A 19,084-nucleotide genomic window follows, 5' to 3' on the forward strand; every position below is an offset into this window, starting at 1 on the left:
ATACTTGCTTGTTAAGCTGAAAAGCCTAACAAGAACCTTAAAAAATCACCTCTAAATTTTACTGTCATTCTGAGCCGCCTCGGCGAAGAATCCCAAACGAATATATGCCAATGAATTAAACTGATGCAGACACCCAAAGGGACTACAGAGCATCGGAAAAGGAGATAATCATGAAGATTTTAGTTGTTGAGGACAGAAGAGAAAATATCGAGGCAGCGAAGAATCAGTTAGGAGAACATGAGCTTACAATCATTTCTGGATACGATCAAGCGCATGAACTAATTCAAGCTACAGTTGATTTGGATGAGCTTGGTCAATTTCTTGCGGAGATTCTTCCAAATGAATGGAAGGCTGCTGAAAAAGTTGAATACGAGGATGGGGGCGGCATGTGGTATCTTTCTTCTCCAGAAGGAAAAACGACTTATTATTGGGAGGCGCCGAAAGATGTTGAGAAAGCCTATGCGGCGGCAGAGAAAAAGGCCACGCATGCCCCATTCGACGTAGTTTTGACAGATGTGATGTTTGCAAAAGGCGGGGACGAATGTATGTCAGCGAGTGGTCGTGAATTGGCCAGAAGGCAGGGTGAAATGCCATACGGACCAATTGTTGCATTGAGAGCGCTACAGGCTGGAGTAAGGAAAGTGGGAATCCTTACACAAGGAAAGCATCACGATGATCCATTTGTCTTCGCATTCGATAGTCTTTACGGCTTCCAGATGGGAGACGTGAAAGTTGTTTGCTCAAACAGAATGCAAACCGAAGATCGCGTAAAGGATTGGAAACAGCTTCTTGCGCGGCTAATGGATGAAGACAATTAAAACTCAAGGAGGTGAACTTTGGGCAAGAAAGTTGAATCTAACTTTCTTGTCTCTCTTATCAAAATCATAAACAATTGTGATTTTGAATGGGGAAAAAGTTATTTAAAATAAAAAGCCTAGAATTAACCGATGCAGACACCCAACGCGGACTACAGAGCATCGGATAAGGAGATAAAATGAAGATGATAGATAGAGAACAATTAAGTTCGTTTCAGCGTGTTTGCGCTCATCCTCAAGGAGCACTCGTTATTCTTGGAATGATGAGAGTTCTCGCTAATCAGGGGGCAGCAGAGGATCTGGTAGAGGAAATGAATAAGCTCATTCCTATCTACGATGAAATTTTCGATTCAGATCCTCGTCCGCTTTTGTTCCCAGAATTGATAAAAGAGATATTCTTTTATCAAGATGGATAAGGAACAGCAAAAGGCAAGAAAGTTGAATCTAACTTTCTTGCCTCTCTCTAAAAGATTTTTAGGAATAGAAGTTTTTTAGAGGGAAAAAACAAAAATCAAAGGGAGGGTTGCTATGAAAGAAACAATGTTCTATTCAAGAGTGGGTTGTGTATTTGTGCTGATGATGATCGGTGTTTACTGGATCTGGAAAATTCCTATGAAATGGTGTCTGGAAATCTTGGATGTAGGCCTGCTAGCGGTGATTCCACTTGTAATAATTGTCGAGTGGACAATTATCTGCTTGGCGATTGCAATCGGCGCTTTGCTTTACACAATCGAAAAAATAAGGAGGCATAGGCAAACAAAAGGTAGCGGTTGAATCTAACCACTGCCTTTTTTCTTTTGTAAAGAAATATTTATTTCACCCAGTGTTTCTTTTTGATTTCCTCATCATCTTCTTCTTTCTTTTCTTCAATTTTTTCTTTGGCCATTTTACGGAGTTTTTCCAAGTCAACTTTGTCCAGTTCCAAAGCTCTTTGGGAAAGATATTTTTTGGTATTTTTTTTGGCATCCTCAATCACTTCGGAAAGAAGAACATCCAGAATGGTTCCGATCTTCGGTCCCGGTTTTATTTTCAAAACTTTCATCAGATCATTGCCGTTTATTTTCAGCATCTTTACGGAAATAGCATCGCTCGAAACTTTGTCGATAATATATTCAAGGTGACGAAGTTTGTATGGCTTGGCTTTCGGAACCCCAGATCCCAATCTATCAGAAATGCGAAGGTCAATGAGATCCTTGATATTTTCCAGGCCAACTTTCTTGATAAGGCGTCTCACGGAACTTTCCCCTACTTCATCCGGGTTGTAATAGAACATGTGGTTGTCGATGAGCAGGATTGTTTTTTCAACAACATCATTAGAAAATCGGAGGCGCTTTAATATTTTTTCCGCCACTTTTTTTCCGACATGATCGTGATTGTAAAATGTCGCATTTTCTCCTTCCCCTCTTTTGGTCTGGGGTTTGGCGATGTCATGCAGAAGCGCAGCCAAACGCACCTCTAATTTTTTGGAAGGACAAAATTTCAAAGACAACAGATTGTGTTTATAGATAGTATAAATATGATGGCGATTTTGTTTTACGCCGTATCCCTTTTCCAATTCGGGAATGATGAAATTTAAAAGTCCTGTTTCGTGGAGCATCTCAATTCCTTCAGATGGCTGGTCGGATAAAATAATTTTTTGAAGTTCATCTTTAATTCTTTCTTCGGCGACATATTGTAAATTTTTAGCATTCTTCTTTACCGCTTCCAGTGTTTTCTTTTCGATTTCAAAATTTAATTCGCAGGCGAATCGGATAGCTCTCATCATGCGCAATGCGTCTTCATTAAATCTTTCATTGGGATTCCTTACGGCTCGGATATTTTTATTTTCTAAATCTTTCTGTCCATCAAACAGATCAATTATTTCAAAATCACTTTTGACTTTTGACCTTTGACCTTTGACTTCGACAGCCAAAGCATTAAGGGTAAAATCTCTCCGTCCCAGATCCTCGGCTAAAGTTTTTGCAAACTTAACCTCATCCGGATGGCGCTTGTCGGAATATTTTTGTTCGATGCGGAAAGTAGTCGCTTCGACTATTGGAATATTTTCATCCTCGGTTTTTATTCCGACCGTAAAGAATTTGTTTTCGTAAAAACTATCCGGAAAAACTTCCATTATTTCTTCCGGCTTGGCATTAGTGGTGATGTCCCAATCTTTCGGCTGGCGGTCCATCAGTAAATCGCGCACGCATCCACCGACAATGTACGCTTCAAAGCTATTTTCTTGAAGTTTTTGCAATATCTCCAAAACTGATTTTGGAATTTTTGATAACATATTTCTTTGGTGCTCTCGGCAGGAATCGAACCTACGACGGCCCGCCTTAGGACGGCGGCGCTCTATCCACTGAGCTACGAGAGCAAATTAAAATTATTCAGTTTCTAATATTTGTTCAGAAATTTTATCTATTAAGGAATGCATTAATTTCAGAATATTGTGACCGCGTTTTATAGTCACTCGGCACATTCCATATTTAGTTCTTCCTCCTGTTCCGCCATCATTAAAGCGTATAATAAATTTTCTTTTTGAAATTTTTGTATTTTTAGACCAGTATTTTAAACACTTGTCTCTATCCATTCCAGAAAAATATCTAATAGTTATTCCAATAGAATCATTTGATATATTGAGATAGTCTCTTAAAATTTTTAAATAAACCTGAATCATTTTTCCATCAGAATTAATAAACTCGCATACTTTTTTACTGCCTTCGCTCCAATAAAGCATCGCTATCGCTATATATAATTCTCTCTCTGGATTTTTTAGCAAATTGATAGCCTTTTCTTTTGCAAGTTCTATATTCTGTTGTTTTCGTTTCGCACTTCCTCCTCTTTTTGAATTTAATACTGAAACATATGCAGGCAGCACTTTGACATTATGAATATGGTGCCATACGGTAGTTTTTGGTATGGATAATTTTTTTACAAGTTCAGGTATGCTATATCCAATCTTTCTTAGCTCTTTTAGCTTTTTTATTTTTTCTGATGAATGTATTCGCATATTTCTATTATATAGTACCTAATAGAAATAGCAAGTGCTCTTTTACAATAAAAAGCATTTACTAATCAACGTCTATAAATCCAACAAAAAAAGAATAAATTGAAAAACTAAAGTTATCTTGTGGACCGTACCGGGATCGAACCGGTTACCTCTGCTATGCCATAGCAACGCTCTACCAATTGAGCTAACGGCCCAGATTTTTTAAATTTACATAACTAATCATAACAACTTTTGGCGATTGGTCAATAAAAAAACAAGGCCTGCTTAGGATTTCCCAAGCAGGCCAATTTCAATCTTCAACGATTCCTGTAATCAACTCTTTCATAAGAGTTTTTACAGGCAATATTTTGTCTACCCTATAGCCATTTGTTCCAACGGTATAGAGCGGTTCTTCTTTATCTGAATTGTATCCGGCCGAAGAAAGAAGACCATTGCAAATACAGAAGTAATCGCCAGAATCTGAATTGGCCGGACAGGTAAGCCAGTTGCCGTCTCTACCTCTAAGAAGAACATACCCCTTGTCGCATCGCGGCTTTCTTGCGTTTCTCTCAGCTGAGATGAATCCGGGCGCCTGACGAATAACGCGAAAGGGCAAACCGCAGGGCGAACCCGGGCGACGGACAACAATTATGTCTTCCTTGCCTGCATTCACGACAGTCTGTTTGTATTCTGGAGTTGCACTGCTCTCTTCCGTAGCCAGAAAACGAGTGCCCATCTGTACTCCATCCGCTCCCAAACGAAGGAAACGCAGGATATCCTCTCGCGTGAAGATACCGCCGGCTACGATAACCGGAAGATCCCCATATTTTTGAGCTGTTTCCTTAACGGGAGGAAGGAGGTTTTCGAGTTTATTTGAGTCCAAAACAAGTTCATCGAACTTGAACCCGAGGTGACCGCCGGCCAGCGGGCCTTCAAGGACAACCGCGTCCGGCCTATACCCGCTCCTCTCCCACTTGCGACAGATGAGTTCAAGGGCCCTGGCCGAAGAGACGATGGGAATAAGCGCTGTGTCTCCGGGGGATTTAATGGTCGGAAGGGTCATTGGCAACCCTGCACCGGAGATAATCACGTCTATTCCGGCATCTATAGCACCCTTAACGGAGTCCTCATAGTCGCGCATCAACGCCACCATAATGTTGATACCGGTAACGCCTCCTCCGGCTTTTGCCAGCTCCAACTCCTCGCGCACTGCCTCGTAAGTTGACATTTTCTTGTTGAGTCTCTTGGATACGACCCTGTCTATACCGGCGCTCGAAACAATCCCGAGACCCCCCTCACGAGCGACTGCCAAAGCGAGTGGATAAAGAGATACTCCTACGCCCATTCCACCCTGAATGATTGGTATCGTTATACGCTTTCCCTTTATTATAAGGGATGGTAACGATGAATCTTTTTGTTCTTTTTCTTTTTTCATTTCACACCCCTTTTCTTTTTATTTTGTTGTATAAGAGCTGAACAGCAATAACAAAATTATATCACGAAAGCATCTTATAAGTAATGTTGGAGAATTAAAGAATGATGTATAATTATATTATGCAGAAATTAGTTAATCATTTGAATAAGTTAGAAGTGTGGTTTTTTTATGGATTTCTAATTACGTTTACGCTTTCAGTTAGGAAGGTTTTGTTTTTTTATTCAATCAGGGGTCAATTCAATGAATATACGGGAGTTTATTTGTATTTGTCTGATATTTTTCTTTTGTTGGTGCTATTGAGCAGGGGGCTTGATATACTACACAATAAAATAATAAATAAGTCAAGCACTATTATTGGTTATAAGGCTTATTTAAAGCAAAAAATTGTTATAATTCCGCTGATACTGATAATTCTTTCCTTCGCTAGCGTTTTCTGGTCAATCAACTGGCAAGTGGCTTTTTTCAGATCATTAAAACTACTTGAATTTTACTTACTTTATTTGTGGGTTATTTTTAGAATGTTCCACGTGGAAAGTGAAAATAACGAAAGATGTTCCACGTGGAACATCTTCAGTAACTCTGCCAGTATTATTATATTCACAGGAGTAATTCAGTCTATTGTTGGAATCTGGCAATTTGTTATTCAAAAATCGATCGGATTAACTTGGCTTAAGGAAAGCATCCTTTCTCCAGATATTTCAGGAGTAGCCAAGGTTGTGTTTGGTGGAGAAAAATACATTAGAGCTTACGGTTTATTTCCTCATCCCAATATTCTAGGTGGGTTTCTAGTTTTATCAATAACCCTAACTCTTGCTTTTTTAAAGCCATTTAATTTATTAAAAAATCTTAAAAATAGCAAAAATGAAGAGAATATGATTAATCCCAGTCAAAATGTTCCACGTGGAACATTTAATGGGACAAACCTAGAACTTCAGAAAAATAATATATGTTCCACGTGGAACATTTGGCTAGATTATTTTATTTTGGGCATTCAATTGCTAGCTTTATTTTTAACTTTTTCAAAATCTGCTTGGATTGGAGTAACTATTGCTTTGGCGTATGTTTTGATCAGAAATGTTCCACGTGGAACATTGCGCAGGATAAGCGAGAAAAATTTTAAATATTTTGCTTTAATTGGGGGAATAATTATTTTGCTAATTTTCTTGGTTAAGCCAGATTGGCATTCAATAGCGGGAAAAAGTATCGATGATAGAATATTTTATTTAAATGTTTCACGTGGAACATTTTTTGAAAATCCTGTTTTTGGAGTTGGATCTGGACAGTTTGTTTTAAATTTAGAAACTATTGAAAATATCCAGGAGTGGCAATTCCAGCCGGTTCATAATGTATTTTTGCTTATCTTAAATGAATTGGGAATTATTGGTCTTTGTTTATTCGTTTGGTTTGTTCGGAAAATGATCAGAAATGTTCCACGTGGAACATTTTTAACAAATAATTATCTTAGCGCTATATTTTTTGGATTTTTATTTATAATGCTTTTTGATCATTATTTTTGGGATATTCAGCAAGGACAGATAATGCTTTGGTTCGTTTTGGGCTTACTATCTGGGGGCAAGATGTGGACAAGTAAAAAATTTAATACTTATCCACAAGATAAAGCCAAATAACTTGACAAATGATATAATTTATTGTTTGGTATGAAATTAAAAAAATTTCCTATTGACAACTACTAAAAATAGGCATATAATTTAGAGTTAAAAAAATAATTTAATAAGTTATCTCTAAATATATGTCTAAGCGGGAATTGCTTGAAAAGCTGAAATATTTTATTGCATTTCAGGCTAATCAGTTTTCGAGCGGAAATTGGAGAGATGCCGATTTGGCTGAAAATGAAATCAAAAAACTAGAAGAGAAGATATTAAACTTTGGGATTAAATCAAACCGTTGGATAGAAATAAGATAGTTTTTTAACAGAACAAACGCTTTCATAGGAATAGCGTTTGTTTTTTTATTTATTTGACAAAATATTTTTATATGTTAATAATAGTATGGGCTTAAAACCCATATTTAAACTCAAAAAATATTGACTAAATGAGCTTTTATCTGTATGCTAAAAAAGCTTTTTAATTTATAGTTTAACCTGCCTATAAGCATTGTTTTGTTGTTTGTGGTTTTGCAGGGCATTTTTTTATGAAAAAGAAAATTACAGAATTCAACTCGACTCAAAGAGAGAGAAAAATTCCAGATCTTCGAAGCGGAGATATTGTGAAAATAACTAGGAAAATAAAAGAAGGCGAGAAAGAAACTTCCCAAGTTTTTGAAGGGATAATTATTGCTATCAAAGGCAAACAAAGTTCTTCGCCAACAATGACAGTGAGAAAAGTTTCCCATGGAGTAGGCACTGAGCTTATTCTTCCTATCTTTTCTCCTGGCATCAGTAAAATAGTTTTAGTAAAAAGAGCCAAAGTAAGACGAGCTAAACTTTATTATATCCGAGAAAAATCTACCAAATCCCTGAAACTCAAGTACAAAAATCTTTCAGAATTTGCTAAAATAGATGAGGAGCCAAAGAAAGAAGATCCTAAAGAAGAGGTAGTGAAAGAAGTAGAAGAAATTGAAAGTAAATAATCTTATTGCATATAAAACGTCTGCCACTTAGCAGACGGGAAGCGGACGTGGCGGAACTGGTATACGCGCTACCTTGAGGTGGTAGTGGGAGCAATCCCGTGGAGGTTCAAGTCCTCTCGTTCGCACTTTTTGGACGATTGGCTCAGTTGGTTAGAGCGTCTCGTTTACACCGAGAAGGTCGTAGGTTCGAATCCTACATCGTCCACTTTGATGATATAATAATAGAGTGCCGGACTAGCTCAGTGGTAGAGCGAAGGACTGAAAATCCTTGCGTCCCCAGTTCAATTCTGGGGTCCGGCACAATTTCAATGGGACCATAGCTCAGCGGTAGAGCAGGCGGCTCATAACCGCTTGGTCGTAGGTTCGAATCCTACTGGTCCCACAAATTAAATCAAAAGTTGAAAAATCAAAGTTAAAAATTATCTAATTTTATTTTGTTTGAAAACTGAAAATTAGTAATTGAAAATTCTGATTTGCGGGTATCGTATAATGGCTTTTACACGTCCTTGCCAAGGACGAAATGGGGGTTCGATTCCCCCTACCCGCTCAATTTTTAAAAAAGCAGCTTTATCAAGCTGTTTTTTGCTATTAAACATTGCTAACATTGACAATAATAAAATATTAAGCTATAAATAATATTCTGCTGAACTGCAGAAGCTCGGGCTTACTCGAGTAAATCTCTTGAATTGGAGGTTGATATGAAAAAAGGTAAGAAAGATCCAGTTTTAACAGAAATTTTCTGCAAAAAAACCGAGACACTTCGCTTGGGAATCGAACTGGCTTCAGGACAAAGAGTAAAGTTCAATAGACTCGATCTCAATACCGGCAAAGGGCAAGTTTTTGTCGGAGATGAGGTTAAGGATGTAGCTTTTCACTTTTGCGATGACCATTATTACCCCGCCATTCACTTGTATATGAATAATAACTGTTTGACGATTCTCTATGATAATTCGCCAATAGTGCATTTCATCAATGAGAAAAACCCGGTTCGTAAGCATGGACAGCCACAGATAACTTCAGGAACATCTCTGAACGATCAATGGCTGCAAGACAATATATCCTTCACAAGAAAAAGGCCTCACACAAAAGAGTAAGGCATAACACCAGGGCAGAGTCAGAGTTTTGACTCTTGCCCTTTATTTTTTAATTTCAGTTCAAACTGCACATATTGAAGAGCTCCGACAAAAACGAAAATTATTTTTATCATTCCTTTGCGCTGGTTTCCCACATTGTTTCAAAAATGCTTTTCAAACTGGAATATATAATTGGACTTACAATAATTAAAGCGAACTTTTCTTTAAATGAAATGATACTAACCGTATTGTTTCCATAGATGGCAATCTCGATTTGAATGTTGAAAAGATTTTGAGGAATAAATCTGGTTTGCCGTAATGATTTTTCATTTGTCTTTGCCATTTCTCTCATTTCTTCATTTTCCGGCAAAATCGCTCGTACCGGAATCTTATTTTTGATTCTTTCCGGAACACAGTAGTCTGAAAAAAATTTTTCATCAAAATCATTTGAATACGCTTCTGAATACATCATGCAAATTTCTTGGCCCGGATATCTCAGATTATCCTTGATTGCCTCCTTAATACCTTCTTCACCGTCAAAATAACGGACTTCCGGTTTTTTATCGATGAGATTAGTAAAAGCCAAAAGCTCAGGAACCAATTGGGAAATTCGCTGTTTTCTTTCCTCCATAATTCTTTCCAAATTTCTGGGATCTTCAGCGTAATACTCAGTTCTTCCGCTCACCTTAATTGCGCTCATAATCCCTCTCTGCATCAGATTTTCCAAGGAAAGATAGATAGTAGTGCGTTTTATGCCTGATTTGCGGGCAATCCGACTGACCGAAGTCTGACCCAATTCCAAGGCCGCCAAGTATATTTTGGCTTCAGTTTCATTGAGTCCGGCGTCTTGGAGTTGATTATATTCCATATATTTCGCCTATTTGTCATCGTAAATGACAACACTTTTATTTTAGCATATATCCTCAAAATAGTCAATCTTTAAGCCAAAAATAGGCATATTGAAAATAGCCACAAGTTCAAAATATTGACACTATTGGCATTACTAATGACAAAATAGTGATTTTGTGATATACTTGTTTGTTAAGCTGAATAGACAAAAAAGGAGGCTTAACAAAAGTACCTTAAAAACAATCCCAATAAGACCTCAAAGCCCATAATCCCGCAGTTGCGGTAAGAGCAAAAAGGCAGGGAAAAAGGAGATAAAGATGAGCAGACCAAGATTGGAAGTGGCGCGACCAAGAACGGAAGCTGAGTTAGTCGAATGTTTAGACAAAGCTCAATGGTATGTAGAACCCATCAAACGAAACGGGTGGGATCCATCTTCGGCCGCTTACGAGATTATTGATTACTGCGAGCAAGCAGAGTTAATACTGATCAAGCCCGAAGAAGCTTTTGATACTGAGAAATATGAATTAAGAATGATCAGTATTCTGAAATCTGCAATTCATAATACTCGGGTTAGAAGAAACACGGCGATTGACAGCGGAGATACATATCTAACGAGACTTGCCGACAAAGCATCCGTTGTTCTACATGAATATGTTCATCGCGCTCGACTCGATATAGCTTAGTTTTCATGGCAAGAAAGTTGAATCTAACTTTCTTGCCTCCCATTCAAAGATTATTTTAAGTAATCTCTGAATGGGAAAAATCCCATAAGTTCTTTAAACTTAGAGCCGGCGGGCTTAAAACGCAAAGGAGGATGAAATGTTTTTTTTCAGAAAAAGCTACGAAAAAAGAATTAAGGAGCTTGAAACATACGCATTCAACCTTCAAGCTGCAATTCAGGACAAACAAGCTACAGTATCCGGTCTTGAATCAGCAATCGACCAACTTACTACTGAGAAAGCGGAATTGAATAGAAGGGCAAATGTTGAATGGGGTCAAAGAGCTCATTGGGAAGGGATTGCACGAGAGCAAAAGGAAAAAATTGATAAATTGACGAATGCTCCGCAAAAATCAGACACACCAACGATCTTGATCATTGATGACAGGGAAGAGGAACGAGAAAAGGCGTGTTCAGAAGTAAAACGAAGGGGATGGAAACCCATTGCATGCGATCCATTTCATAACTATGAATGGATTAAACTGATTGAACAGGCTGACGGAATTATGACGGACATGTTCTGGGAGCATAGCAATCATGGCCAAAAGCCTATGGGACTGCTTGTCGTCATCCACGCTTTGTTTCGCAGCAAACCAATTGTCGTTTGCACCGATGCAGGAAAACATGCAAATGGACATCATAGTAAAGAAATTAGCTTCATCCATGATGGATACGTCAGAGAAATTCATTACAAACAAGGGCCATTCGGATGGAATGAAGTGAAAAATTGGTCAGAAGCTGCTCAAATTTTGGAAGAGCACCTTTAGAAAAGGGCTGGGGAATCATTAGGCAAGGAAGTTGAATCTAACTTTCTTGCCTCTCATTCAAAGATTATTTTCAAAAATAGTTTCTGAATGGGAAAAATCCCATAAGTTCTTTAAATTCAGTGCTGGCGAGCCAAAACGCAAAGGAGATAAATATGTTCGCATTTTATGAAGCAAGTGGTACTAAGCCAAGAATGGCAAAAATCTTCGTTTACGTAGGCAGTATCGGATCGGAGCATGAAATAAACATAAAGGAGGAAGCAACAAAAAAAGGTTACGAAATTCTGCCACACTGGGGTAAGTCTGAAATTGCTATAACAGATCATCCGTCTATTATACAATCAATATTTGTTTGGGAGGATCTTTCTGAGGAAAATGTGAGAAGTCAAGTGTATGTACCTATTCTCAAAAATGCCCCTCAAGAGAAAAATAGGGAATTGAGAAATATGGTCTACTTTGAAGCGAGAGTCCCTCGGAATGGCTATTATGCTGAAATTAGAATTCCTAGCAGCCGACTCCATATGATAGAATGCGATGACATCGATGATTTTCTAAAAAAAATAGACCTGTAAACGAAAGGAACTGGTTTATTAGGGCAAGATGAATCTATCTTGCCTCTTTTTTTGTCCAAAAATAAGCTTGTTCCGCTGTCCTTGTTTACAATGAGTTTACAATTGTTTTGATGGCAGTTTACAACTAGTTGACAACTGAAAGAAAATCCGCTATAATTAACTTGCAATATGATTACAACAGAAAAAATCATAGAAATAGCCAAGCAAAAAGGCACCATTAAAACCAGAGAAATCGCTAAGGAATTTGGCGTGTCTCGCCAATATGCCAGCCGGCTTTTGGCCGAATTGGTAACTTCAGGAAAATTGATAAAAATCGGCTCCACCGCCAAGGCAATCTATGCCTTCCCTGATTATGCCAAAAAACACCTAGAAATATTGCCATTCAAAATTTCAAAAACTTTTCAGAATAAAAACCTTGAAGAACACCAAGTCCTGAATCGAATAGAATCGGATCTGCCAACAATTGTCCAACAAAAAGAAAATGTTAGAAATATTTTTACCTATGCGTTTTCCGAAATGCTCAACAACGCAATTGAACATTCGAGTACAGAAAAAATAATCGTATCCGTGTCTATCAAGGATAAATTATTAACATTTATTATTGATGATTTCGGCGTTGGCGTTTTCAGGAATATAATGAAGAAAAGAAATTTGAAATCCGAATTGGAAGCGATCCAAGATTTGCTAAAAGGAAAAACCACAACCATGCCATCTTCTCATTCCGGACAAGGAATATTCTTTACCTCACGAGCCGGAGAAGAGTTCATACTGGATAGCTATGGCTACCGCTTGATTGTTAACAACCAAGTCAAGGATACGTTTCTCCAAGAAATCAAAGGAAAAGCGAAACAAAAAAAAGGAACTCGGGTCACATTCAAACTGTCGACCGAATCCGAAAAACACTTAAGAGAAACCTTCGATGAATTTGCAAATATTGACGAAGAAAGCAACTTCGGTTTTGATAAAACTGAAATAAAAATCAAGTTGTTCATAAGGGGCGGGGTTCACATTTCACGTTCTCAGGCAAGAAGAGTATTGGTCGGATTGAATAATTTTAAAGTCATCGTTTTTGATTTTGACAAAGTTCCGATGATAGGACAGGCCTTCGCTGATGAAATTTTCAGAGTATTCCATAATAAATATCCCGACATAAAGCTTCAAGCAATCAACATGAGTGAAGCGGTGAAATTTATGGTCGATAGAGTCGAAGGGAATAATCCTCGAAACCAGGATGCGTTTTTAAAATCTTAACATCATATTTAAGCGGGATTAGTATAGTGGTAATACGTGACCTTCCCAAGGTTAAGGCGCCAGTTCGATTCTGGTATCCCGCTCTAACACAAAAAAATGAAAATAAACTAAAATGAAAATGTAGTACATAATATAAAAATAATTTTATGCGGGGGAACATTTTTTTCATAATCAAAGAAACATTCTGGGGCGTAGCATACGCAATAGGAATGATTGGAGCTGGCATTTTGATTGCCAGTTTTTTTATTTACATCTACCAGACTCCCAGCGCCGGACAGCTCACCAAAAGAAACGCCGCCCAAACAACAATCATCTACGACCGAACCGGAGAGCATATACTCTATCAGATCTACGGAGAATATAACCGAAAAATTCTAAGCCACGATCAAATTCCCGATAACATCCGCATTGCCACCGTTGCCGCCGAAGACAAATCTTTCTATTCCCATTTGGGGGTCGATTTTTTTGCCATCGCCCGAGCCTTTGAAGTTAATCTGAAAAACAAAGACATTATGCAAGGAGGATCAACCATCACCCAGCAACTGGCCAGAAATGTTTTTCTGACCAGAGAAAAAACACTGCTTCGAAAATATCTGGAAACTATCATGGCTTTTAAAATCGAACGAAAATACAGCAAAGACGAGATTCTTGATTTCTACCTCAATGAAGTTCCTTACGGCTCCAATTCCTATGGAATAGAATCCGCTTCAGAAACATTTTTCAAAAAAGAAGCCAAGGATCTGACTTTGGATGAAGCCGCACTGCTAGCCGCTCTTCCCAAGGCTCCGACTCATTATTCTCCGTACAATATCCACAAAGACGAACTGATCGAAAGGCAAAAATCAATCTTAAGAAAAATGTACAAATTGGGACTGGTTTCGGAATCAGAAACCAAAAAAGCACTTGCAGAAAACACCGCCCAAAAAATTGTCTCTTTCAGCCAGCCAATCGAGGCTCCGCATTTCGTTTTTTATGTTATCGATGAATTGGAACAAAAATATAAAGAAGAATTTCTGGAAACCGGAGGATTGAAAGTTTACACGACGCTAGATTACGATATGCAAAAACAAGCCGAGAAAGCTGTTGCCGACGGGGCAGAAAGAAACAGAATTAAAAATGCTTCCAATGTCGCACTGGTTGCTATTGATCCAAAAACCGGAGAAATACTTTCAATGGTGGGAAGCAAAAATTATTTTGATGATTCTATTGATGGGCAAGTTAATGTTTCAATTATGCCCAGACAGCCCGGATCATCTTTTAAACCGATAATTTATTCCGCGGCTTTTGAAAAAGGCTACCAACCAGAAACCTCCATTGTTGATGCGCCAACTAATTTCGGACCAGATGGATCAGGAAGAAATTATATTCCCAAAAATTATGACGGAAAATTTCACGGAACACTCACAATGAGAAAAGCCTTGGGCATGTCTCTTAATATTCCGGCTGTAAAAACGCTTGCGATGATAGGACTTCCTTCGGGAATAGAAATGGCCAAAAGATTAGGGATAACCACACTAGACGACAAAATAAATTACGGACTGGCCTTTGCAATCGGCGGAGCTGAAGTAAAACTTCTCGACCTAACTTCAGTTTTTTCTGTTTTTGCTAATGACGGAAAAAGAAATCCGCCACAAGCGATTTTAGAGGTAGACGAAGAAACCGACAAATATGTTCCTGAACGAAAAGAAACTAACGTCATTGATCCTGAGATAGCCAGAAAAATAAATTCTATTTTAACCGACAATGTCTCTCGCAGTCCAACTTTTGGACCGAGAAGTCCCATATTCATTCCTGATCGAATAGTAGCTGCCAAAACTGGTACTGCTCAAGAATTTAGGGATGTTTGGACCATAGGATATACTCCGTCTATTGCTGTTGGAGTTTGGGCTGGAAACAATGATCATAGTCCTATGGCAGAGGGAGCTGATGGAATCTTTACTGCCGCCCCGATTTGGCGGGATTTTATGGATAAAACGCTTGGCAGATATCCGGATGAGGCTTTTTTGCCTTATCAGCAAACGATAAAAGGAAAAACCGAATTGGCTCTTGCCACTGAAAATGTTAAACCAAACAAGAAAGAAGATCAGCACAAAAAGAAAAAACACTAATTATTTGCTTTAAATAAAGCCTGAATTAATTGCTTCTTTTCCCCTTAGATAAGGGGTTTTTTCTTTTATTTGGCTTTTTTAAGCCTTTTTTTATTAAAATGTTTGACTTATGAAGCGATTGGTGATATCATTGTAGGTTGGTGAAAATTGCGTCTGCCTAGTCGACAGACAAAAATCGCCAATTTAGTACCTCGAAAAAAGTTAATTATCTAAGCCGAAACAATGGATATCATTAGTATTATTGCGGCTTTGCCTTTGTTGGTAAACGTGGCGACTGTGCCTGTTACTGAGGCAAAGGAAACAGTAAATACTAATACAAAAATAGAAGTTGAAGAACAAAAAAACATTTCAATAAAAGAAGAAGTTAAAAGTGAGCAGGAAATTAAAAATGATAAAGTTCTTGCCAAATGGAAGGAAAAACAGGAAAATATGTGGAAAAGCCTTCCTAAAGAAAAATTCACCATTAATGCTTCTGCTTATACCGCCGCAGCTGATGAATGCGGAAAAAGTGATGGCATTACGGCTAGCGGAATCAAAGTTGGAGAAAAGCGAACATTGGCTTGCCCTCCAAGTTACCCGTTCGGTGCCAAAATTAAGATTGAAGGCGTTGGAACACTGATTTGTGAAGATCGTGGGGGAGCGATCAAGGGAAATCACTTCGACATTTATGTCGAAACCAAAAAAGAAGCTTTTGCTTTCGGTCGAAGAAACCTTTTAGCGGAAGTTGTGGAGTAAAAACATTAAGCGCTTCGCAGGAGGCGCTTTTTGTTTTTATATGCTTTACATAAATAATATTATAAACTATAATTGCAGTATGCAACATAACTACTCAACCATATGGGAATAAAGTATGCGGTAAATGAAAATTTTTTCAAAAAGTGGTCTCCTGAAATGACTTATATTTTGGGTTATTTTTATGCAGATGGAAGCATGGAAGATGCTAGCTATTTGAGAGGAAAGTATATTAGAGTTTCAAGCATAGATAAGTCAACCATCCTTAAAATAAGAAACTGGCTCAAATCAAAACATACTATAGTTAAAATAAATCCTCCGACCAACAATGGACATAAAAGATATTTATTAAGAATAGGAAATCATACATTATACAATGATTTAATAAAGCTTGGACTTTATCCAAATAAATCATTAACTGTAAAATTTCCCAATATACCTCAAAAATATTTCAACCACTTTGTAAGAGGGTACTTTGATGGAGATGGCTGTGTCAGAATTTGTATGCGTAAGGGAAAGAGACAAAAATTGGTTATTAGTAAACTTTCAACTGTTTTTACTTGTGGAAGTAAAGAGTTTTTAGAAAAGCTGGCGAAACAATTAAATGAGAATATAAAAACAAAAAATATAAAAGTCTACAATGGATGCAAATCTTATATGCTGTGCTATTCTACTGAAGATAGCGTGAAGCTATTCAAATTTTTATATAGAAACTTAAACAAAAATGATTTTCTTGAAAGAAAATTTGATAGGTTTAGAGATTATTTTAATAAAAGACCCCAAAGAATTGACAGTAAAGTGAATAATATATTACGATACTTAGGTAATGGCCAGGTGGTGAAGTAGTTAACACAGCGGTCTGCAAAACCGCAATGCGTGGGTGCAACTCCCACCCTGGCCTCATAATTGGAAAATGCCGCGGTGTTGGAACTGGTAGACAAAAGGGACTTAAAATCCCTCGGTAGTAATACCGTGCGAGTTCGAGTCTCGCCCGCGGCACAAAAAAATCCTCTTTTGAGGATTTTTGTTTTAGAATAAAGTTTCTTGATTATCTTCGTTATTCTCGACCGGTGCGAATTTATCTTTCTTTTCGCTTTCCGATTTATTTACTGCTTTTAGAACTTTGGGAATTTGCTTGAAATCTTGGATCAGAATCGTTCGCATACTTCCATTATATAAAGCGGCGGCTGGATGATAGAGCGCGTAAAAAACTCTCGTTCCAAGTCCCGGAATATTTCTTCTCATCGCTTTTCCATGGATCTGAGAAATTTTTTGATTGGGCAAAAATCTTTCCATCGAATGCCTGCCCAGCGTTACGATTAATTTCGGATCAATTATTTCTATCTGTTTTTCGAGCCATGGCCAACAGGCTTCGCTCTCTTCTGGAAGAGGATCGCGGTTCGCTGGCGGACGGCACTTTACCACGTTAGCAATATACACTTCTTCTCTTTTTAATTTTATCGTTTCTAGCATTTCGTCTAAGAATTTTCCCGCCGCCCCAACAAAAGGAATGCCCAGTTCATTTTCTTTTTGCCCCGGTCCTTCACCAATGAACATAATTTCCGCTTCCGCGCTTCCATCTCCCGGAACCACTTGCTTACAAGTTCCACGTAGAACACATTTGCAGCAAGCTATCATTTCCTTGTTTAATTTCTCTAATTTTTCCCTTTTACTTTCACTCATCAAATTTACAATTTTCAATTTACTTGTTTTCAATGAATTTTCAATTTCCAATTAATTAATTTTCAACATTGGAAATTGAGTCATTGTAAATTTATTGTAAATTGATCATTGATTATTGAAAATTATTTCAACTGGTCTATTCTTAATAGCTCGAACTTATCATTGCTCGTGTTCCAAACTGCAAATGTCGGCGGATAAATTTGATTAGCCACATTGCCTGGATTCAGCATCTTACACTCGCCAATTATTTCCTCCCAGGGCTTGTGAGTGTGCCCATAAAAAACAAAATCATATCTTCCGCTTCGACAAAGGCCCTTAGCGATTCTGGGAAAATGAACAAAGGCGATTTTCTTTTTATCAATTTCTATTTCTCCTTCTTTTTTAAATATTTTCGTTTGCTTGAATTCATTATTTTTGAAAAAGTAATTTTGGAGATAATCATTATCCATATTTCCGAAAGTAAAATAGATTTCACCTTCAAAATTATCATTCAGATATTCCAGAGTTTCCAAGGAAGCCAAATCTCCGCAACAAATAATCTTTTCGATTTTATTTAAAGCGCAATAATCCAAAACTTTTTTGAGATTGGGAATATTGTCATGAATGTCGGATATGATTGCTATTTTCATAGATACTACAAATTAACAAATTTATTGCAAATATACAAATTTTTAAATTTTCTTAATTTCCGGTAAGTTGTCCCAAATAAGTTCAAAAATCAATTTCATTGTCTTATAGATTTCCGAACTTTCAATAATCAAACCGGTTTCTTCTTTCGAAGACATTAGAGCCACCTTAGAAAATCCGTAGATATTAATTTCTATGGAAAATGGATACTTTTTCGGATCAACTACCTTGGAGGATCGCAATTGTTCCTGATCTTGGGAAGCCACTTCCTTTTGCATAAATTCGGTTGCAGGCATAATAAATCGGGCCGTCAGATGCTTTTGTTTTCTTCGTTTCATATAATCCCAAGCCCAATCATGGCCTAAAATTTTGACCACATCTTCGGAAGCAAAACCCAGAATTTCTCCGGAATACTTCAGGGTATCATTATAAACCTCTCTCAAACCTTCTTTCCCTTCATAAAATCTAATTTTTGGCTTATTTCCAGCCGTATTATGAATAGATTTGAGCTGGGGTAGAATTTCGGCAAACATTTCTTCCTTTATTTTCAGGTCTTTTTGAATCTTTTCCGGGTCTTCGCCGAGATAAAGGGTTTTTTTACCTTTGACCGTCTCCGAAATCAGTCCTTTTTCCTTTAAATCAAGCAAAATATCGTAGGTGGTGGTTCTTTTAATGCCGGCTTTTTTGGCAATCTCCAAGACTGTGGTTCCGCCTAACTCCAAAGCGGCAAGATAGACATCCGCCTTTCGTCCTTCGAGACCAAATTGTTCCAAAACTTGCTTTATCTCCATAGCCCTATTTTAGCACATGTCGACACTTTTCGTCAACTTTTAATATAATTATTAACCTTATTTTGGCTTTAATACGCTATTTTACTATTTTAATTGACGGTTATCG

The 19,084-nt window shown here is 37.7% G+C and carries 21 protein-coding genes and 10 tRNA genes; 22 read left to right on the forward strand and 9 right to left on the reverse strand.

Features of this window, described 5'->3' with window-relative positions:
- Positions 1–170 precede the first annotated feature (170 nt).
- From WC906_00600 to WC906_00610, 3 genes are all read left to right on the forward strand, one after another.
- Complete coding sequence (locus WC906_00600) at positions 171–818, forward strand: hypothetical protein (protein ID MFA5776933.1); 648 nt, start codon at positions 171–173, stop codon at positions 816–818.
- Positions 819–994: 176 nt separating this feature from the next.
- A complete protein-coding gene (locus tag WC906_00605; protein ID MFA5776934.1) occupies positions 995–1,231 on the forward strand; it encodes a hypothetical protein in 237 nt (78 codons plus the stop codon).
- Positions 1,232–1,343: 112 nt separating this feature from the next.
- Positions 1,344–1,589, forward strand: a complete 246-nt coding sequence (locus WC906_00610) for a hypothetical protein (GenBank protein MFA5776935.1) — start codon at positions 1,344–1,346, stop codon at positions 1,587–1,589.
- 37 nt (positions 1,590–1,626) lie between these two features.
- On the opposite strand, the gene WC906_00615 is transcribed toward WC906_00610, so the two are convergent.
- The 5 genes from WC906_00615 to WC906_00635 all read right to left on the reverse strand — a co-directional run bounded on the left by WC906_00615 (position 1,627) and on the right by WC906_00635 (position 5,221).
- Positions 1,627–3,087 (reverse strand): HDIG domain-containing metalloprotein, encoded by a 1,461-nt coding sequence (locus tag WC906_00615; GenBank protein ID MFA5776936.1) that lies wholly within the window; start codon positions 3,085–3,087, stop codon positions 1,627–1,629.
- A 7-nt stretch (positions 3,088–3,094) separates the two neighbouring features.
- Positions 3,095–3,171, reverse strand: a tRNA-Arg gene (locus WC906_00620).
- A 9-nt stretch (positions 3,172–3,180) separates the two neighbouring features.
- Positions 3,181–3,807, reverse strand: a complete 627-nt coding sequence (locus WC906_00625; protein MFA5776937.1) for a hypothetical protein — start codon at positions 3,805–3,807, stop codon at positions 3,181–3,183.
- A gap of 121 nt (positions 3,808–3,928) precedes the next feature.
- A tRNA-Ala gene (locus tag WC906_00630) sits at positions 3,929–4,001 on the reverse strand.
- A gap of 95 nt (positions 4,002–4,096) precedes the next feature.
- The gene (locus tag WC906_00635) at positions 4,097–5,221 is read right to left on the reverse strand and encodes a nitronate monooxygenase (protein MFA5776938.1); all 1,125 of its coding nucleotides are present in this window, start codon (positions 5,219–5,221) and stop codon (positions 4,097–4,099) included.
- 527 nt (positions 5,222–5,748) lie between these two features.
- Here WC906_00635 and WC906_00640 point away from each other — a divergent pair.
- The 9 genes from WC906_00640 to WC906_00680 all read left to right on the forward strand — a co-directional run bounded on the left by WC906_00640 (position 5,749) and on the right by WC906_00680 (position 8,904).
- A complete protein-coding gene (locus tag WC906_00640) occupies positions 5,749–6,849 on the forward strand; it encodes an O-antigen ligase family protein (protein MFA5776939.1) in 1,101 nt (366 codons plus the stop codon).
- Positions 6,850–6,971: 122 nt separating this feature from the next.
- Positions 6,972–7,145 (forward strand): hypothetical protein, encoded by a 174-nt coding sequence (locus tag WC906_00645; GenBank protein ID MFA5776940.1) that lies wholly within the window; start codon positions 6,972–6,974, stop codon positions 7,143–7,145.
- A gap of 227 nt (positions 7,146–7,372) precedes the next feature.
- Positions 7,373–7,810, forward strand: a complete 438-nt coding sequence (rplS, locus tag WC906_00650; protein MFA5776941.1) for a 50S ribosomal protein L19 — start codon at positions 7,373–7,375, stop codon at positions 7,808–7,810.
- A 41-nt stretch (positions 7,811–7,851) separates the two neighbouring features.
- Positions 7,852–7,935, forward strand: a tRNA-Leu gene (locus WC906_00655).
- Between the two features lie 6 nt (positions 7,936–7,941).
- Positions 7,942–8,015: transfer RNA gene (locus WC906_00660), tRNA-Val, on the forward strand.
- Between the two features lie 23 nt (positions 8,016–8,038).
- Positions 8,039–8,110: transfer RNA gene (locus WC906_00665), tRNA-Phe, on the forward strand.
- A gap of 10 nt (positions 8,111–8,120) precedes the next feature.
- Positions 8,121–8,192, forward strand: a tRNA-Ile gene (locus WC906_00670).
- Between the two features lie 93 nt (positions 8,193–8,285).
- Positions 8,286–8,357, forward strand: a tRNA-Gly gene (locus WC906_00675).
- Between the two features lie 151 nt (positions 8,358–8,508).
- Positions 8,509–8,904, forward strand: a complete 396-nt coding sequence (locus tag WC906_00680; GenBank protein MFA5776942.1) for a hypothetical protein — start codon at positions 8,509–8,511, stop codon at positions 8,902–8,904.
- Between the two features lie 109 nt (positions 8,905–9,013).
- Here the strand turns inward: WC906_00680 and WC906_00685 are convergent, their stop codons facing one another.
- Entirely contained in the window at positions 9,014–9,751 is a 738-nt protein-coding gene (locus WC906_00685; protein MFA5776943.1) for a helix-turn-helix domain-containing protein, read from the reverse strand.
- Positions 9,752–10,049: 298 nt separating this feature from the next.
- Here WC906_00685 and WC906_00690 point away from each other — a divergent pair, with 298 nt between their 5' ends.
- The 10 genes from WC906_00690 to WC906_00735 all read left to right on the forward strand — a co-directional run bounded on the left by WC906_00690 (position 10,050) and on the right by WC906_00735 (position 16,876).
- The gene (locus tag WC906_00690; protein ID MFA5776944.1) at positions 10,050–10,415 is read left to right on the forward strand and encodes a hypothetical protein; all 366 of its coding nucleotides are present in this window, start codon (positions 10,050–10,052) and stop codon (positions 10,413–10,415) included.
- A gap of 136 nt (positions 10,416–10,551) precedes the next feature.
- The gene (locus WC906_00695) at positions 10,552–11,217 is read left to right on the forward strand and encodes a hypothetical protein (protein MFA5776945.1); all 666 of its coding nucleotides are present in this window, start codon (positions 10,552–10,554) and stop codon (positions 11,215–11,217) included.
- Positions 11,218–11,369: 152 nt separating this feature from the next.
- On the forward strand, positions 11,370–11,786 hold the full coding sequence (locus tag WC906_00700) for a hypothetical protein (protein MFA5776946.1): 417 nt from the start codon (positions 11,370–11,372) through the stop codon (positions 11,784–11,786).
- 168 nt (positions 11,787–11,954) lie between these two features.
- Positions 11,955–13,037, forward strand: a complete 1,083-nt coding sequence (locus WC906_00705) for a DUF4325 domain-containing protein (GenBank protein ID MFA5776947.1) — start codon at positions 11,955–11,957, stop codon at positions 13,035–13,037.
- Positions 13,038–13,049: 12 nt separating this feature from the next.
- Positions 13,050–13,120: transfer RNA gene (locus WC906_00710), tRNA-Gly, on the forward strand.
- Positions 13,121–13,183: 63 nt separating this feature from the next.
- A complete protein-coding gene (locus WC906_00715; protein ID MFA5776948.1) occupies positions 13,184–15,145 on the forward strand; it encodes a PBP1A family penicillin-binding protein in 1,962 nt (653 codons plus the stop codon).
- A gap of 222 nt (positions 15,146–15,367) precedes the next feature.
- Entirely contained in the window at positions 15,368–15,880 is a 513-nt protein-coding gene (locus WC906_00720) for a 3D domain-containing protein (GenBank protein MFA5776949.1), read from the forward strand.
- Positions 15,881–15,982: 102 nt separating this feature from the next.
- Positions 15,983–16,723, forward strand: coding sequence for an LAGLIDADG family homing endonuclease (locus WC906_00725; protein MFA5776950.1), 741 nt, complete (start codon positions 15,983–15,985; stop codon positions 16,721–16,723).
- A tRNA-Cys gene (locus tag WC906_00730) sits at positions 16,706–16,778 on the forward strand. Before WC906_00725 ends, WC906_00730 begins: the two co-directional genes overlap by 18 nt.
- Positions 16,779–16,792: 14 nt before the next feature.
- Positions 16,793–16,876: transfer RNA gene (locus tag WC906_00735), tRNA-Leu, on the forward strand.
- Positions 16,877–16,906: 30 nt separating this feature from the next.
- Here the strand turns inward: WC906_00735 and WC906_00740 are convergent.
- The 3 genes from WC906_00740 to WC906_00750 form a co-directional block, all read right to left on the reverse strand.
- Positions 16,907–17,560 (reverse strand): uracil-DNA glycosylase, encoded by a 654-nt coding sequence (locus tag WC906_00740; protein ID MFA5776951.1) that lies wholly within the window; start codon positions 17,558–17,560, stop codon positions 16,907–16,909.
- 122 nt (positions 17,561–17,682) lie between these two features.
- Positions 17,683–18,189, reverse strand: coding sequence for a YfcE family phosphodiesterase (locus tag WC906_00745; protein ID MFA5776952.1), 507 nt, complete (start codon positions 18,187–18,189; stop codon positions 17,683–17,685).
- 42 nt (positions 18,190–18,231) lie between these two features.
- Positions 18,232–18,978: a helix-turn-helix domain-containing protein gene (locus WC906_00750; GenBank protein ID MFA5776953.1), complete on the reverse strand. Its 747-nt coding sequence runs from the start codon at positions 18,976–18,978 to the stop codon at positions 18,232–18,234.
- Positions 18,979–19,084: the final 106 nt, after the last annotated feature.

It is taken from the genome of Parcubacteria group bacterium (genome assembly GCA_041657845.1).
Taxonomy (GTDB): domain Bacteria; phylum Patescibacteriota; class Minisyncoccia; order Moranbacterales; family JAKLHP01; genus JAKLHP01.

Excerpts from the sequence above, each read along its gene's own strand:
- WC906_00600 (MFA5776933.1), top strand. The coding sequence starts at position 171 with ATGAAGATTTTAGTTGTTGAGGACAGAAGAGAAAATATCGAGGCAGCG.
- WC906_00605 (MFA5776934.1), top strand. The coding sequence starts at position 995 with ATGAAGATGATAGATAGAGAACAATTAAGTTCGTTTCAGCGTGTTTGC.
- WC906_00610 (MFA5776935.1), top strand. The coding sequence starts at position 1,344 with ATGAAAGAAACAATGTTCTATTCAAGAGTGGGTTGTGTATTTGTGCTG.
- WC906_00615 (MFA5776936.1), bottom strand. The coding sequence starts at position 3,087 with ATGTTATCAAAAATTCCAAAATCAGTTTTGGAGATATTGCAAAAACTT.
- WC906_00625 (MFA5776937.1), bottom strand. The coding sequence starts at position 3,807 with ATGCGAATACATTCATCAGAAAAAATAAAAAAGCTAAAAGAGCTAAGA.
- WC906_00635 (MFA5776938.1), bottom strand. The coding sequence starts at position 5,221 with ATGAAAAAAGAAAAAGAACAAAAAGATTCATCGTTACCATCCCTTATA.
- WC906_00645 (MFA5776940.1), top strand. The coding sequence starts at position 6,972 with ATGTCTAAGCGGGAATTGCTTGAAAAGCTGAAATATTTTATTGCATTT.
- rplS (MFA5776941.1), top strand. The coding sequence starts at position 7,373 with ATGAAAAAGAAAATTACAGAATTCAACTCGACTCAAAGAGAGAGAAAA.
- WC906_00680 (MFA5776942.1), top strand. The coding sequence starts at position 8,509 with ATGAAAAAAGGTAAGAAAGATCCAGTTTTAACAGAAATTTTCTGCAAA.
- WC906_00685 (MFA5776943.1), bottom strand. The coding sequence starts at position 9,751 with ATGGAATATAATCAACTCCAAGACGCCGGACTCAATGAAACTGAAGCC.
- WC906_00690 (MFA5776944.1), top strand. The coding sequence starts at position 10,050 with ATGAGCAGACCAAGATTGGAAGTGGCGCGACCAAGAACGGAAGCTGAG.
- WC906_00695 (MFA5776945.1), top strand. The coding sequence starts at position 10,552 with ATGTTTTTTTTCAGAAAAAGCTACGAAAAAAGAATTAAGGAGCTTGAA.
- WC906_00700 (MFA5776946.1), top strand. The coding sequence starts at position 11,370 with ATGTTCGCATTTTATGAAGCAAGTGGTACTAAGCCAAGAATGGCAAAA.
- WC906_00705 (MFA5776947.1), top strand. The coding sequence starts at position 11,955 with ATGATTACAACAGAAAAAATCATAGAAATAGCCAAGCAAAAAGGCACC.
- WC906_00715 (MFA5776948.1), top strand. The coding sequence starts at position 13,184 with ATGCGGGGGAACATTTTTTTCATAATCAAAGAAACATTCTGGGGCGTA.
- WC906_00720 (MFA5776949.1), top strand. The coding sequence starts at position 15,368 with ATGGATATCATTAGTATTATTGCGGCTTTGCCTTTGTTGGTAAACGTG.
- WC906_00725 (MFA5776950.1), top strand. The coding sequence starts at position 15,983 with ATGGGAATAAAGTATGCGGTAAATGAAAATTTTTTCAAAAAGTGGTCT.
- WC906_00740 (MFA5776951.1), bottom strand. The coding sequence starts at position 17,560 with ATGAGTGAAAGTAAAAGGGAAAAATTAGAGAAATTAAACAAGGAAATG.
- WC906_00745 (MFA5776952.1), bottom strand. The coding sequence starts at position 18,189 with ATGAAAATAGCAATCATATCCGACATTCATGACAATATTCCCAATCTC.
- WC906_00750 (MFA5776953.1), bottom strand. The coding sequence starts at position 18,978 with ATGGAGATAAAGCAAGTTTTGGAACAATTTGGTCTCGAAGGACGAAAG.